Origin of the sequence: Flavobacterium sp. 5 (genome assembly GCF_002813295.1) — a bacterium.
Taxonomy (GTDB): Bacteria; Bacteroidota; Bacteroidia; order Flavobacteriales; family Flavobacteriaceae; genus Flavobacterium.
Genome location: NZ_PHUE01000001.1, coordinates 272,019 through 288,477, shown reverse-complemented (window position 1 = coordinate 288,477; position 16,459 = coordinate 272,019). Strand labels below are relative to the sequence as shown.

The window sequence follows — 16,459 nt, the reverse complement described above, 5'->3', positions numbered from 1 at the left end:
ATGAAAAAGAAAACTGTTTCAATAAAAAATATTGCTGAACATTTAAATATTTCAGTAACTACTGTTTCTTTTGTTTTAAATGGTAAAGCAAAAGAGAAACATATTTCCAAAATTCTTACTCAGAAAGTTTTAGATTACGCTCAAAAGGTTAATTATAAACCAAATCAAATAGCACAGAGTCTGCGTACTGGAAAATCAAAAATATTAGTTTTCATGGTTGAAGATATCTCTAATTACTTTTTTTCTAAATTGGCTAGAATTATTGAAGATATTGCCTATGATAAAGGATATAAGGTTATTTTTTGTAGCAACGAAAATCAAGATACAAAATCACTTGAGTTAATTGAGTTATTTAAAAACAGACAAGTTGATGGTTTTATAATTGTTCCTTCTCCAGGAATAAAAAGTATGATTGCAGAATTAATTGAGGAGAATCATCCAATCATTCTTTTAGATAGATATTTCTCTGATTTAGAATGTAATAGTGTTGTTATTGATAATCAAGAAGCAACTTTTGATGCAACAAACCATTTGATTGCGAATAATTATAAAAATATCGCTTTTATAACTACGGATTCAGATCAAATGCAAATGCAAAATCGTTTATTTGGTTATGAAAATGCAATTGTTGAGAATAATTTAAAACCGCATGTTCTTAAAATCCCATATAAAGAAGCTAATGATGGAAAATCAAAAGATTTTATAAAAAAATTTATTGATGAGACTAAAAAATTAGATGCGGTATTTTTTGCAACAAACTATTTAACTCAAGCTGGATTAGAAGCTTTTAAAGAGAATAATCCAGAATTCATACATAGTTTAGGTATAATTACCTTTGATGATAATGAGCTTTTTAAAATCTACAGTCCTACAATTACAGCAGTTTCTCAGCCATTAGAAGCAATAGGAAATAAATTAATGGAATTGATGTTGAGATTGTTAAAACAAAAAGATGTAAAAGAAATTTCGGAGAAGATTATACTTAATGCAGAATTAAAAATACGAGAGTCTTCGCAGAAGCGTTCCTTGTAAATTTGGCTAGTTATTCTTTTTTAGAATGTTATTTTTTTTGATATAAATTCAAAATTACGAATTATTATCAATTCAAAATTTGAAGTGTTTTTTTTACTAAATCGATTGAGTTTTATTATTTTTAAAAATAAATCAGAATAATAAAACTTTATAGTAAGTAATTTATAGCAATAAATGGTTGAAGAATAGAAATATTTAATTATATAAAAACTTTATTTAAATAGGTTTCATAAAATTTTTATCGATGAACAACTGTATTTCAAAAGAAATCGAAGATTTATTTCTTACTCACTACCGTGAATGGTGTTTGGTTTCCTATAGTTATGTAGAAAACATGGATGAAGCTGAGGATATCGTTCAAGATGTCCTTGAGAAGGTTTTATGCAAACTAGATGATGTAAATAAAATTTTAGATATCAAAAGTTATATTTTCGTAGCGATAAAAAACACGAGTCTTAAGAGACTTAGAAAAGCTAGTAAATTAACAAAAATGATCGAAAGTGACATCTTTATACCTTCGCATGAAGATGGTTTAATTGCTTTTGAAAAAAGTGCTTATATACTAGATGCACTCGGTAGTTTGCCTGATCAATCTAAAAGAGTTTTTGAACTTTGTGTTCTAGAAGGTTTAAAATACGAAGTAGCAGCTGACACTCTTAATATTTCCATAAATACTGTAAAGTACCATTTAAAAAAAGGCTTTAAAACTTTACGTGTAATACTTCACAATCAATATTTTATTAGTTTAATCTCTACACTTATTTCTGTTTTTTTATTAGCAGAATAATTTTTTATTTTTTCACTACCCGTTTTCGATAGTTAGGGGTCTTTATTATAGACCTACAATTATTAGAAAAATGGATATAGCTGAAATTATTATTAAAAAATTAAATAATCAACTTAACGAAGAGGAAAACAAAGCATTCATAGAATGGTTTGAATCTTCTGATGAAAACCAAGCTGTTTTTGAGCGACTCAAGGAAGCCAAAACTCAGAGAGGGAATATTCCTGTTATTGATGATTTAGATTCAGTCTTAGCACTTGATAAATTAATATTAAATTATAGAGCAAAAAGAAAAAAACGGCTGATTTTTTCTATCATGAAATATGCTTCTATAGTTGTAATTTTTCTTGTTGGCGGATATAGTATTTGGCAATATTCCAGACCAAATATAGTCATAGATCCAAATTCAGTAACCTTGAATATGGGAGATGGGAAAATTATAGCGCTTTCTTCTAATAATTTACAAAACATTATTGATGATTCTGGCAATTTTGTTGGGACAAGTAATCAATCCGAAATTGATTATACCAAAACTGTTACGCAAGATGAAATTGCATATAATTGTTTAAAGGTTCCCAACGGCAAAAATTTTAATGTAAGATTGTCTGATGGAACTTTGGTACACTTAAATGCTGGTTCCTCATTAAAATACCCTACTAAATTTTGCAAAAAAGGTTTTCGAAAAGTAACACTTCTTGGGGAGGCCTTTTTTGAAGTGAGTAAAGATAAAAAGCATCCGTTTGTTGTAAATGCTAATAATCTTAATATTACCGTATTGGGTACCAAATTTAATGTTAGCTCTTATCCAGAAGACACAACTATAAATACAGTACTTGTCGAAGGATCTGTGAAATTAGCTGGAAAAGATGAAAAGAAAGCTCAATTTCTAAAACCTGGATTTAAAGCGGAATGGACTACTAATAATGAAAAAATTGCTTTCTCTAAGGTTGATACATCCGTTTATACCAAGTGGATGGAAAAAGGATTGGTAATTGATGAACTTCCCTTTGATAAAATAATAACCAAACTCGAAAGATTTTATGGTGTGAAGATTGAAAACAGAAATCAAAATCTTAAAGAACAAATTTATACTGCCGAATTTTCAAATAAAACGATAAATCAGGTTTTGGATACTTTTAGGGTTGATACCCCTTTTGAATACAAAATGACAAACAATCAAATTATTATTTATTAACTAAAAAAAATGCCTATTGAAAATTTAGAAATACTCGTAGTAAAAAAAAAACGGAAAATTCGCCAAAATTTCCCGTTTTAGAGTGATAATCAACTATTAAAAGTTAACTAATTAAAAAACCAAAATTATGAAAAAAAGCAATAGGATGGGGATAAAAATTCCCTGTTGCCTAAAAATTACTAGAAGCGTGAAAATGACACTTTTATGTCTCATGATTTCTATTTTCCCTGTTCACAGTAAGACATATTCCCAAAAAAATGAAATAACATTAAACCTTGAACATGTAAAAATGCGTTCCGTATTTTTAGAAATACAGTCGCAAACAGATTATAAATTTGTTTACAATAATAAAAAAATTGATGAGGAACAATTGGTGTCGATAAAGGTTAAAAATAAGCCTTTACAAATGGTTCTAGATAATTTTTTTAAGGGCACTAATATATCGTATGTTCTGATGGACAAACAAATTATATTAAAGTCGAATTCGAATGAAGAGAGTAATGCAAAAGTTCCTGCTAAACAAGTTCAAGCAGCTAAGATATCTGGAATTGTTACGGATGTTAAAGGGATTCCTCTTCCAGGTTGTACAATACAAGAAAAAGGTACAAAAAACGCTGCATCCACCGATTTTGATGGTAAATATTTTATTGATGTTACAAGCAAACAATCAATATTAGTATTTTCTTTTTTGGGTTTTAAATCTCAAGAAATTGCAATTGGTGATAGATCTAAAATTAATGTATCCTTAGTAGAGGAAAGTAATATTTTAAATGAAATAGTTGTTGTAGGTTATGGTGTTCAAAAGAAAACAAATGTAACTGGTGCAATTGCTACCGTTAGTGGTAAGGTATTAGAAAATCGCCCTGTGCAAAATGCTGTACAAGGACTGCAAGGTATGGTTGCGGGTTTAAATATTACACAATCAGGAGGAGGAGGTACTTTAGATAGTAAGCCAAATATAAATATTCGTGGGACGGGTACTATTGGAGATGGATCATCGGCTAATCCATTGATTCTTATCGATGGATCTGAAGGAGATCTTGCTACGATAAATCCTTCAGATATTGATAATATATCTGTTTTAAAAGATGCAGCCGCTTCCTCTATCTATGGTTCCAGGGCTCCTTTTGGTGTTATTTTGGTGACTACTAAAAAAGGAAAATCTGGAAAAACTATAGTAAATATTAGTTCAAGTACTAGAATTAGTAAGCCAGTTTTAATTCCAGATATTCTTGATTCGTATTCTTTTGCGAATTATTTTAATGATGCTTTCAAAAATGCTGGGAAAACGCCATTTTTTACTGACGAACGTTTACAACGTATAAAGGATTTTATGAATGGTACAATAACAACAACAATTCCACCAAAAGGTACAAATTCTAATGTATGGGGCGATGGTTATGATCAAGGGAATGATAATGTTGATTGGTATAAAGCAGTGTTTAAGCCTTCAGTAATTTCACATGAAAATAATGTAAGTATAAGTGGTGGTAAGGAAGGATTGACTTATTATCTTTCTGGTGCATATCTTGATCAGCCTGGTTTTATGAACTTTGGAGGAGATCAATATAAGAGATATAATACGACTTTAAGAATAAATGCCGATGTATTTAAATGGATGTCTTTGACGTACACAAATAGGTTTATTAGAGAAGATTATGCAAGACCATCCTACATGACTGATGGAGCATTTGCTGACTTAGCCCGACAAGGTTGGCCTGTTTTACCTTTGTATGATCCTAATGGTTATTTATATAATAGTCCATCACCTGCTCTTCGCCTAAGAGATGGAGGTAGACAAAATAAAGTAGAGGATACTTTTGTGCAACAATTAAATTTAGTTTTTAAACTTTCTTTAGATTGGAAAATCAAGTGGGATGTCACATATCAAACAAAAAATGCTTTTCAGCATTGGGATTTACAATATACGTACAATCATGATGTCAATGGTATTCCTTATGTAGCACATAATAGATCTGAGGTACATGAAGATGCTTATAAAGAAGATTATTATAACTCTAATATTTATACAGATTATACTAAAAGTTTTGGTAAACATCATTTTAATGCTTTATTAGGTATGCAAGCTGAATCAACAGATTATAGAGCATTTGGAGCAACTAGACAAGGAGTTATTCTTCCCGAAATTACAGCAATAGATGCTACATCTGGAACAGATTATTCAGGGAAGACTGTACCACCTAATGTAAATGGGGACTATAAAGACTGGTCTCTTAATGGTTATTTTGGACGTATCGATTATAATTATGATGGGCGTTACATGATTCAAGGTAATCTTCGTTATGATGGTTCTTCGCGTTACCGTTCTGATAACAGATGGGTGTGGTCTCCTTCTGTTTCATTAGGATGGAATGTCGCTAGAGAAGAATTTTGGAAACCATTAGAAGAGATAGTAGGCATGTTTAAATTAAGAGGATCCTTTGGTACTTTGAGTAATCAAAATGATGCAAATGGTAATTATTATCCGACCTATTTAACACAACCTATTGGAATTGCAAATGGATCTTGGTTAGTTAATGGTACTAGACCGAATACAGCCAGTGCTCCAGAATTAAGAAACAAGGCACTTACTTGGGAAACAATTCAAACTTGGGATGTGGGGGTTGACTTTGCTTTATTCGATAATAAGCTTACTGGATCGTTTGATTATTTCAACCGAGAAACAAAAAATATGGTGGGTCCTGCAATAGAATTGCCTGTTATTTTAGGAACTCGTGTTCCAAGAGCAAATAATACGGATTTAGAAACCTATGGTTTTGATATGAATATCTCGTGGAAACAGCAATTAAGTAATGGTTTTGGTTATTATGCTACAGCTTTACTTGCTGACAACCGTACTAAAATTACAAAGTATCCAAATCAAACTGGAACTTTGAGTCAATATAATGCAGGAGAGCTAGATGGTAATATTTGGGGATACCAAACCATTGGTATAGCAAAGACTACTGCAGAAATGAATGCCCATTTAAACTCTTTACCAAATGGCGGTCAGAATAGTTTAGGTAATAATTGGAATGCAGGCGATATTATGTATAAAGATGTAAATGGTGATGGCAAAATAGATCAAGGATCTAATACCCTTACCGACCATGGTGATTTGGTTAAAATCGGAAATAATAAACCACGTTATACTCTTGGTTTTGATACAGGAGCTAACTATAAAGGATTTGATTTTAGAGCATTTTTTCAAGGTGTCCTGAAAAGAGATTACTGGAATGATACACCTATTTTTTGGGGTATGAAAGGCGGTGTTTGGGGGTCTACCGGATTGGTACAACATTTGGATTATTTTAGAGATGATGCAAACAGTCCTCTTGGACTAAATATTGATTCGTATTATCCTCGTCCCGTAGAAGGACAAGATAAAAATCAAAAAGCTCAATCTAGGTATCTTATAAATGCGGCCTATATGAGGTTGAAAAATATACAGTTTGGGTATTCATTAAGTAACCAAGTGGTTCAAAAAATTGGAATGACCAAAGTACGTATCTATTTTTCAGCAGATAATGTTATAACCTGGACTAAAATCCCGAAAATGTTTGACCCTGAAACTCTTGATCTTGGACAAAATGGAAACATATATCCATTATCAACTACCTATTCTATAGGGGTTAATCTTTCTCTTTAAAAACGATATAAAAATTTAAAAATTTAATATAATGAGATCAAATCAAATTGTACTATTTGTTGCAGCTATGTTAGCTGTCTTTAGTTCTTGTCAGGACGACTTTCTTGAGAAAGAGCCAAAATCTCAAATTACTCCAGAAAAATACCTAGATGATGAGTCACAACTAGCGGCTTACACTATCAATTTATATAATGTATTTCCTGTAATGGAGAATTATGGAAGAGATAGTGATACTGATACGGAGGCTGATAGAGGATATGATAATCGCTATGTTCCTGGGCAATGGCTTGTTCCAGATAGAGGAGGGGACTGGGATTTTGGTAATATTTATCAATGTAACTATTTCATGGGTAAAGTAATTCCTAAATGGAAAAAAAATGAAATTACAGGTAACCCTTCTAACGTTGACCATTATATTGGCGAAATGTATTTTTTGAGAGCCTATATTTATTTCCAAAAATTGGTTGCGTTGGGAGATTTTCCAATTTTAAAATTTAATCCCGACATGGATATCGATCAATTGACTGCATTAAGTCAAAGAAATCCTAGAAACGAGGTAGCTCGTTTTATAATTTCAGATTTGGATTCTGCAACGACATTGATGCATGACTTTAGTCCTGATGGAAAAGGAAATAGATTATCAAAGCAAGTGGCACTATTGATGAAATCTAGAGTAGCTCTTTATGAGGGTACTTGGGAAAAATACTTTAAAGGAACCCCTTTTGTACCCAACGGTCCAGGATGGCCAGGGCTACAAAAGGATTATAATAAGAATTATCAGTTTCCTTCAGGAAGTATTGATGGAGAGATAGATTATTTTTTGACACAAGCTATGAATTCTTCAAAAGCTGCCGCAGATCATATTTTATTAACTCCAAATACACAAAAAGTAGAGGTGCCTGGTCAATCGTATCTAGATTTTGCTAAAGCATGCGATTCGAATCCTTATTTAGGTATGTTTAGTAAAATTGATTTGAGTCCTTATAATGAAGTATTGTTATGGCGTGCTTTTGATGTGGGACTTGGAGTAGGTAATTCATATGCTATTGGTGTGCAAAGTGGTGGTGATGGATATACCCGAGGTTTTGTAGACAATTGTTTAATGGCAAATGGTTTGCCAATATATGCACCTGGATCTGGGTATGCGGGTGATGATTACCTTGCTGATGTAAGAACGAAAAGAGACATGCGTTTAAACCTTTGGTTGGCGGAACCGGGTCAGATAAATATTTTATATCCGTCTGCTTTAAATACTCATGGTACAGATGTAGCAATTGTTCCAGATATAATGAATTTATTAGGGAATCATGATCAGCCTACAGGGTATCATCATACAAAAGGAAATAATTATGATGGTGTTAATTATGGTCAGCATACTGGTAGCTCAATGGGGAGTATTGCTTTTAGAGGAGTTGAAGCGTACCTTAATTATATTGAAGCTAGTTATGAGAAAAATGGATCTATAGATGGTACAGCTTCTTCTTATTGGAAACAAATTAGAGAAAGAGCGGGTGTAGATTCTGATTTTAACAAAACCATTGCTGCTACTGATATGAGTATGGAAGCCAAAAATGACTGGGGAGCTTATTCTGAGGGTTCATTGATAGATGCTACATTGTATAATATTCGTAGAGAGAGACGTGTAGAAATGTTGGGTGAGGGTTTCCGTCTTAATGACTTAAAACGATGGAGAGCAATGGATCAAATGATTTCAACTCCTTATCAAATAGAAGGTTTCAAGTTATGGGGGCCTATGAAAGATTGGTATAATCCGGCTAAGCTAACGTACGGAATTGGCGACAAAAGCACGGTGTCAGATCCGGCTATTAGTTCGTATTTACGTGTAAATCAAAAAAATCCTACAACTTTAGCTTATAATGGATACCGTTGGACAATGGCACATTATCTAAGTCCAATTGCAATGCAGCATTTTTTAATAACATCTCCAAATGGTGATGCAAGTGGATCTCCGATTTATCAAAATCCAAATTGGCCTACGACTGCAAATTCGGGACCAACAAATTAATAGTTTTTTAATTGAGTTGAGTTGACATGGAAAGTATGGTTCCGAAAAACATAAAATCAAACTTAAGGAATTTGTGTTCAAGGAACTATACTTTTATTACTGCCACAAATCTTTTGATATGATTTTGTGGTTATTATGAATTTTATAATAAACATATTGTTATATAATACGATATAAATATAATGCCATTTTTTATCACTTATAAATCTTTACAAATGAAATTTTTTCAATTAGTAGTACTTATTCTCACAACGTTTATTTTTGGTTTTTCAGGCCATTCCCAGCAAATTGAGTCCAACAAGTTATACACATTTCAAAGCCCATCTGGATTGGTTGTGGGCAATAATGGCGATGCTAATAATGCGGCCAATCTTTTTTTGGAAGTATCCAAACCTAAAGATCAAGGGCAAGCATGGGTAATTACCAAATTGAAGGATGGTTTTTATCTTATTACTAATCCTTTTACTAAAAAAAGCATAGATAATTTTAATAAAAATTCAGGAACTGGAAATCCTGTTGCTCAATGGGATAAAACACCAGATAATTCTAATCAACATTGGAGTATTAAACAATTAGAAAATGGTGATTATGAAATGATTCAAAGAAATAGTAAAATGTATCTTGGTTTTAAAGCTGATGAAAAAGCAGGTGTAACTATTATACAATCACCACAAAAACAGGTTTGGAAGTTAGTACCTTCAAAACTAAAAATGCCACCGCCAGGACCCGTAAGAGGAGAAAATGAATGGGAGAATGAGACTATTTTTGCTGTCAATAAAGAACCAGGTCATGCTACCTATATTCCTTACACTTCTTTGGAATCGCTCAAGCAAGATGCCGCTTTTGAAAAACCATGGCTTGAACCAAAATCAGATTTGTATCGTTCTTTAAACGGAATGTGGAAGTTTAATTGGGTAAAGCAACCATCTGAGCGCTCATTGGATTTTTTCAAAACAGACTTTAATACATCAGATTGGAAGGAAATTCCAGTGCCTTCTAGTTGGGAAATGTATGGTTATGGGACACCTATTTATACAAACATAACGTATCCTTTTAAAAATAATCCACCTTTTATTCAACCTCAAAAAGGGTATACTAACGAAGTCGAAATTAATCCTGTTGGATCCTATAAAAGAGATTTTGATATTCCTCAAAATTGGAATGGAAGTGAAATTTTTGTTCATTTTGATGGTGTTTACAGCGGATTCTTCATTTGGGTAAATGGTAAAAAAGTGGGGTACAGCCAAGGAGCAAATAATGTTTCAGAATTTAATCTTACCAATTTTGTAAAACCTGGCAAAAACTCGATAGCTGTACAAGTATTCAGATGGACTGATGGTAGTTATCTTGAAGATCAAGATATGTTTCGAATGAGTGGTATTCATCGAGATGTTTACTTATTTGCAACTCCAAAAGTTCATGTTAGGGATTTTGCACTAAAATCTGACTTTTTAAAAGCGGATCTTACTTCTGCTAAATTCATAGTGAATGGAAAGTTGGTGAATAGTGGAAATGTTAGTTCAAATGAAGCTACTTTGCAGGTAAGCCTTTTAGATAGTAATGGAAAAGAAGTGCTAAATGTTTCTTCAAAAATTAGTGCCTTAAAGAAAAACGAAGAAAAAGAATTAGTTCTTGAAGGAAACTTAGACAAACCTAATCTATGGTCAGCAGAAAAGCCTTATTTGTATACAGCCATACTTTCTTTAAAAGATAATAAAGGAAAAGTTACCGAAGTGCTTTCTTCAAAATTTGGATTTAGAAAAATTGAAATAAAAGAAAGTAAGGTATATGTAAACAATGAACAGATCTTCTTTAAAGGAACAAACCGTCACGAGTCAGACCCTAAGTTTGGTCGAGCGATTCCTTTGGAAACCATCATTACCGATGTTAAAATGATGAAACAATATAACATTAATATGATTCGTACAAGTCACTATCCTAATCAGCCTAAGAGTTATGCTCTTTATGATTATTACGGATTGTACATTATGGATGAGGCAGATATTGAAGACCACGGAAATCAATCCATCAGCGATATGCCATCATGGATTCCTGCATTTAAGGATCGTGTTAGTCGTATGATACAGCGTGACAAAAATCATTCTTCAGTAATTTTTTGGTCTATGGGTAATGAAAGTGGTGCTGGACAAAATATGGACTCTATTGCAAATATGACTCGTAAGATAGATCCTTCAAGACCTGTGCATTATGAAGGGAAAAATGAATGTGCTGATATGGATAGTCAAATGTATCCTGATGTAGTAGATTTAGAAAAAAGAGACAAAAATGGCTCTAAAAAGCCTTATTTTATTTGTGAATATGCTCATTCCATGGGTAATGCTATGGGTAATTTGCAGGAATATTGGGATATTATCGAAAATTCAAACCGCTTAATTGGTGGTTGTATTTGGGATTGGGTAGATCAAGCCGTAAATAGACCAATCCCTGTTGGGGGAGATAGTAATAGTTTGCTTGATAAAAAATCTACAAAAGGTACTGTTCCAGTAGCTTATCAAAAGGTAAATAGTGTTATAAATCCCAAGGATATCTTTTATTATGGCGGTGATTTTGGTGATACACCAACCGATCTAGATTTTTGTGATAATGGACTTACAACACCAGATCGTAGAGAAACAGCAAAATTGATAGAGCTAAAAAAAGTATATCAATATATAAAAATACGCGCACTTGATAGTAAGAACGGAAAAATAGAAATAGAGAATAAATATGATTTTACAAACCTTGATGGATTTACTATTTCTTGGGAAGAATTAGAAAATGGAAAAATAATCAAATCGGGTAATTTGCCTTCAGTTGCAGTTGACCCAAATCAAAAAACTACTATTCAAATTCCGTTAGATACCAACTACAAAGTGGGATCAGAATATTTTGTAAATGTTTATTTTCGTTTAAAAGAAAAAACAATCTGGGCTGATAAAGGACATTTGGTAGCTGAGGAGCAATTAAGAATTAATGACAGACCAGCCGTCACTTTTGAAGCTTCAAAGGGTGCTAAATCTTTAACAGTTAAAAAAGAGGCTAATCATTTGAATATTAATGGAGATAGTTTTAGTTCGTCAGTAGATGTGACAACAGGAGTTTTGGATGCATTGGTTTATAATGGAACAAACATGATCTATAATGGTGAGGGTTTAAAACTAAATTGGTACAGAAGTTTAAGTAATGATAAATATGCTGATCAAAAGTATTATACAACAACTTTTGATGCACAAAAATTTGATTACAAACTTGCGGATAATGGACAATCGGTAAAAATTACTGTGGAGGCTTATGCTACTATAGCTAATGAAAAAGCCACAAAATTACCTTACAAAGTGGTTTATACTATTTATAATGATGGAAACATAGAAGTAGATGGAACTTTTGAAACGCCAACAAGAGACTTTATTGTTCACCGTGCAGGACTTCAAGTTCAGCTAGCACCAAATTTTGAAGCTATTAATTACTTTGGTCGTGGACCTCATGAAAATTATCAGGATCGTAAAGCCAGCGCTTTTTTCGGAGATTTTAAAACTACAGTTGATGGTATGGCAGCAGAACATTATGTAACATCCCAAAGTATGGGGAACCGAGAAGATGTTCGTTGGTTAAACATAACAGATGGAAAAGGAAAAGGATTAAAAATTACTGCTAAGGACGGATTGGCATTTAGCGCTCTTCATTACAGCGATCAAGCATTATGGGATGCTAAGCATGATTTTGCTTTGGTCGACATTAAAAAACCACAAACCTATCTTAGTTTAGATTGTGTTCAGGAAGGTGTTGGGAATTCTACTTGTGGTCCAATTACATTAGAAAAATACAGAGTTCCTGAAAGTAAGACTTTAAGTTATTCATTTATTATTTCTCCTTTAACAAAAATGTAAACAAACAATAGAAAAAAAGCTTTTTAAAAAACAATGCCGTATAAGATTTGCTGTATGTAAAAATCTTATGCGGTGTTGTTTTATAATCAAAATATATTTAATAAAATCAGATATTTTATCTACTTGTAAATCAGATTTTGCACAATAATTTATCCAATTATTACATCTTTTTTTTTTTTAGATTTTAAATGATTGCAAAATGTTCATGATTATGGGATATTTGATTTTATTTGTCAAAATTTAACGTAATTATCAAAACTTTGTTGAAATTTTGATGAAAATTTTAATAAATTAATAATTATATTTTAAATACTAAAACGTTTTAGTAAGTTTGTTGTTAAGTTAAAAGCTTTTGGATTTGATCCAGGCGAATTTGGAATTCTAATTGGTTCTTCGTCACAAGATGTTAAGTTGAAAAAAGTAGTTAAAGTAAATTAAAGCTAAATAATACATAAGTTCATTCAATAATTTTTAAAACTTAATTTAATGAAACAATTCATATTTTTATTTCTCATGTTCTTTTCAGTGAACATTTTTGCTCAAAAGGAAATTCTCTCTTCCCCAGATGGAAGCATAAAAATTCAGATTAATCTAAAAGACAGTATTACCTATTCTGTGTTTTTAGGTAATGAGAAAATTTTTGAAAATAACAGTTTAAACTTAAAACTTAAAGATCAGGTTTTAGGAAAACAACCCAAACTAATAGGAAAAAAAGCAGAACAAGTTAACAAACAAGACAAACCAGTAGTTCCGCTAAAATTTAGTACAGTTACTAATCATTACAATACTTTAAAACTAAATTTTAAAGATAATTATAGTGTAGAGTTTAGAGCTTATAACAATGGGGTTGCTTACCGTTTTATTACTGATTTAAAACAAACAGATTCTGAAATTTTTGATGAAGAATTTATAGTAAATACGCCGACTAATTTTACAGCTCATCTTCAACAAGTGGGATCTTTTAAGACATCATATGAAGATGCTTATTCTAAAATGAATACTCAGGATTTTAATTCTCAAACTAAAATGGCTACTCTGCCTGTACTTCTTAATACGGCACAGGATCATAAAATATTAATTTCCGAGTCTAATCTTACGGATTACCCAGCCATGTTTTTAAAAGGAATTGCGCCAAATAAGATGAAAGGTGTTTTCCCTAAAGTTCCATTAACTTTTGAGGACGAAGGTGATCGCAGTATGAAAATTACTTCGCATGCCAATTATATAGCAAAGACAGCTGGTAAAAGGAATTTTCCATGGCGTTATTTTGTAATAACCAAAGAAGACAAACAGCTCTTAGAAAATACCATGACTTATAATTTAGCCGAGGCTAATAAAATAAAAGACCCTTCATGGATAAAACCAGGTCAGGTCAGTTGGGAATGGTGGAATGATGCGTCTCCATATCATGTAGATTTTGTGTCGGGTTATAATGAAGAAACGTATAAGTACTATATAGATTTTGCTTCTAATTTTGGCATATCTTATATTATTATGGATGAAGGCTGGGCAAAATCAACTACAGATCCATTTACTCCAAATCCTAATATCGATTTGTTTAAACTTATTGAATATGGTAAAAAGAAGAATGTTAAGATTGTACTTTGGCTTACTTGGCTTACAGTAGAGCATCATTTTGATTTATTCAAGACTTTTAGTGATTGGGGAATTGCAGGAGTAAAAATTGATTTTATGGATCGCAGCGATCAATGGATGGTGAATTATTATGAAAGAGTAGTAAAAGAAGCTGCCAAATACAAAATGTTTGTCGATTTTCATGGATCATTCAAACCAGCAGGTTTAGAATATGCTTACCCAAATCTTCTTTCTTATGAAGGTGTTAGAGGATTGGAACAAATGGGAGGAGCAACAGTTAGTAATAGTTTATACCTGCCTTTTATGAGAAACGCTGTAGGACCAATGGATTTTACGCCTGGTGCCATGATAAACATGCAGCCTGAAGTATATCGTAGTGAGAGACCAAATTCCGCAGGTATGGGTACCAGAGCGTTTCAGATGGCATTATATGTGGTTTTTGAAAGTGGTTTACAAATGCTTGCTGATAATCCAACCAATTATTACCAAAACAAAGAATGTACTGAATTTATAACTCAGGTGCCTACCACTTGGGATGAGACAATTGCTCTTGAAGCCAAAGCTGGTGAATATGCTTTAATAGCTAAACGAAAAGGAGATCAATGGTTTATCGGAGGTATAAACAATGGAAGTCAAGAGAACAGAGAATTTAAAGTTAAACTTGATTTTTTAGATAAAAATAAAGAATATGATATGACCTCTTTTGAAGATGGAATTAATGCAGGAAGACAAGCAATGGATTATAAAAAACAACAAAGACTTGTAAAACAGGAGCAGGTTATTTTCATTAAAATGGTAAAAAATGGTGGCTGGGCAGCAAGGTTAACACCGAAAAAATAATATTGAATGTTTAGTTGTTAATAAGCATAATGGATAATTCGTAAAAATATAAATTAACTAATTAAAAAGGCAAAATGAAAAATAAAAAAATAGTGTACTGGTCTATTGTAGTAGCATTAGCAGGTTTTTTATTCGGTTTTGATACTGTGGTAATTTCTGGGGCTGACAAGCAATTGCAACAATTATGGAATACTTCCGATTTATATCATGGATTGGTAGTTATGTCTTCGGCATTATGGGGAACCGTAATTGGAGCTATTTTTGGAGCAATTCCGACTAATAGATTAGGTAGAAAGAAAACATTAATAGTAATTGGTGTTTTGTTTTTCCTTTCCTCTATAGGAACAGCTTTTGCAGATAACGCCATTATTTTTTCGTTTTTTCGTTTTCTAGGTGGCTTAGGAATAGGAGCTTCAACAATAGCAGCGCCAACCTATGTTTCTGAAATTGCTCCAGCAAAAGACAGAGGGAAATTGGTAGCATTGTACCAATTTAATATTGTGTTCGGAATATTAATTGCCTTTTTGTCTAACTATTTGTTACAGGACTTCGGGGCTAATGCTTGGCGCTGGATGTTAGGTGTGCAAATGGTACCAGCTTTGATTTATACTTTACTTGTTTTTGGAATTCCTGAAAGTCCTCGTTGGTTGTATGAATACAAAAAAGAGTATGAAAAAGCAATTACTATTTTGAAACAAGTACATACAGATAAAGAGGTTGATTTAGAAATTGGAGCTATGGAAAATGAAAGCCTGAAAGAAGTTCAAAATGAATCTATTTTTATAAAAAAATATAGAAAGCCATTGATGCTCGCTTTCTTCATAGCCTTATTCAATCAGTTTTCAGGGATTAATGCTTTTTTATACTATGCTCCACGAATTTTTGAATTGGCAGGTCTAGAAAAATCAGCTTCGCTTTTTAGCAGTATTGGAATTGGGTTGGTTAATTTGATTTTTACATTAATTGGAATCTCTTTAATTGATAAATACGGTAGGAAAACTTTAATGTACATAGGTTCTTTTGGATATATCATCTCGTTGGGCTTAGTAACTTTAGCTTTTTATAATGAATGGAAAGGAATGGCAGTACCGTTATTTTTCTTTTTATTTATAGCCTCGCATGCCATTGGTCAAGGTTCGGTTATTTGGGTTTTTATTTCCGAAGTATTTCCAAACAAACTTAGAGCAGCGGGAACTTCTTTTGGAACATCTGTTCATTGGGTTTTAGCCGCGTTAATTCCTTCTTTTATTCCATTTTTATTCAAAGAAATTGGAGCGACTACCGTATTTAGCATTTTTTGTATTATGATGGTGTTTCAATTGTTTTGGGTTTTCTTTAAAATGCCTGAAACCAAAGGAAGAACTTTAGAAGAATTATCTGAAAGTCTGCAAACAAAGTAGTTTTGAAGTAATCGAAAGTAATAGGGCAATGTCCTAGTTTGTCTTCAACG

8 protein-coding genes are annotated in these 16,459 nt (G+C 32.3%); all 8 read left to right on the top strand.

Translation table 11 applies throughout. The annotated features are described in order from the left end of the window. Positions 1 to 1,032: a LacI family DNA-binding transcriptional regulator gene (locus tag CLU82_RS01025; protein ID WP_100841334.1), complete on the top strand. Its 1,032-nt coding sequence runs from the start codon at positions 1 to 3 to the stop codon at positions 1,030 to 1,032. A gap of 244 nt (positions 1,033 to 1,276) precedes the next feature. After that, positions 1,277 to 1,819, top strand: coding sequence for an RNA polymerase sigma factor (locus CLU82_RS01020; protein WP_100841333.1), 543 nt, complete (start codon positions 1,277 to 1,279; stop codon positions 1,817 to 1,819). A gap of 70 nt (positions 1,820 to 1,889) precedes the next feature. Beyond that, entirely contained in the window at positions 1,890 to 3,011 is a 1,122-nt protein-coding gene (locus tag CLU82_RS01015; RefSeq protein ID WP_100841332.1) for a FecR family protein, read from the top strand. Between the two features lie 289 nt (positions 3,012 to 3,300). Then, on the top strand, positions 3,301 to 6,660 hold the full coding sequence (locus CLU82_RS01010; RefSeq protein ID WP_232735188.1) for a TonB-dependent receptor: 3,360 nt from the start codon (positions 3,301 to 3,303) through the stop codon (positions 6,658 to 6,660). A 31-nt stretch (positions 6,661 to 6,691) separates the two neighbouring features. Further along, complete coding sequence (locus CLU82_RS01005; protein WP_100841331.1) at positions 6,692 to 8,686, top strand: RagB/SusD family nutrient uptake outer membrane protein; 1,995 nt, start codon at positions 6,692 to 6,694, stop codon at positions 8,684 to 8,686. Between the two features lie 215 nt (positions 8,687 to 8,901). Continuing rightward, complete coding sequence (locus tag CLU82_RS01000) at positions 8,902 to 12,573, top strand: glycoside hydrolase family 2 TIM barrel-domain containing protein (protein ID WP_100844888.1); 3,672 nt, start codon at positions 8,902 to 8,904, stop codon at positions 12,571 to 12,573. Positions 12,574 to 13,059: 486 nt separating this feature from the next. After that, the gene (locus CLU82_RS00995; RefSeq protein ID WP_100841330.1) at positions 13,060 to 15,009 is read left to right on the top strand and encodes a glycoside hydrolase family 97 protein; all 1,950 of its coding nucleotides are present in this window, start codon (positions 13,060 to 13,062) and stop codon (positions 15,007 to 15,009) included. 74 nt (positions 15,010 to 15,083) lie between these two features. Then, positions 15,084 to 16,409, top strand: a complete 1,326-nt coding sequence (locus CLU82_RS00990) for a sugar porter family MFS transporter (protein ID WP_100841329.1) — start codon at positions 15,084 to 15,086, stop codon at positions 16,407 to 16,409. The last annotated feature ends 50 nt before the right edge of the window (positions 16,410 to 16,459 follow it).

Coding starts and splice junctions, on each gene's coding strand:
- CLU82_RS01000 (WP_100844888.1), top strand. CDS start 8,902: ATGAAATTTTTTCAATTAGTAGTACTTATTCTCACAACGTTTATTTTT.
- CLU82_RS01010 (WP_232735188.1), top strand. CDS start 3,301: ATGCGTTCCGTATTTTTAGAAATACAGTCGCAAACAGATTATAAATTT.
- CLU82_RS01005 (WP_100841331.1), top strand. CDS start 6,692: ATGAGATCAAATCAAATTGTACTATTTGTTGCAGCTATGTTAGCTGTC.
- CLU82_RS01025 (WP_100841334.1), top strand. CDS start 1: ATGAAAAAGAAAACTGTTTCAATAAAAAATATTGCTGAACATTTAAAT.
- CLU82_RS00995 (WP_100841330.1), top strand. CDS start 13,060: ATGAAACAATTCATATTTTTATTTCTCATGTTCTTTTCAGTGAACATT.
- CLU82_RS01020 (WP_100841333.1), top strand. CDS start 1,277: ATGAACAACTGTATTTCAAAAGAAATCGAAGATTTATTTCTTACTCAC.
- CLU82_RS00990 (WP_100841329.1), top strand. CDS start 15,084: ATGAAAAATAAAAAAATAGTGTACTGGTCTATTGTAGTAGCATTAGCA.
- CLU82_RS01015 (WP_100841332.1), top strand. CDS start 1,890: ATGGATATAGCTGAAATTATTATTAAAAAATTAAATAATCAACTTAAC.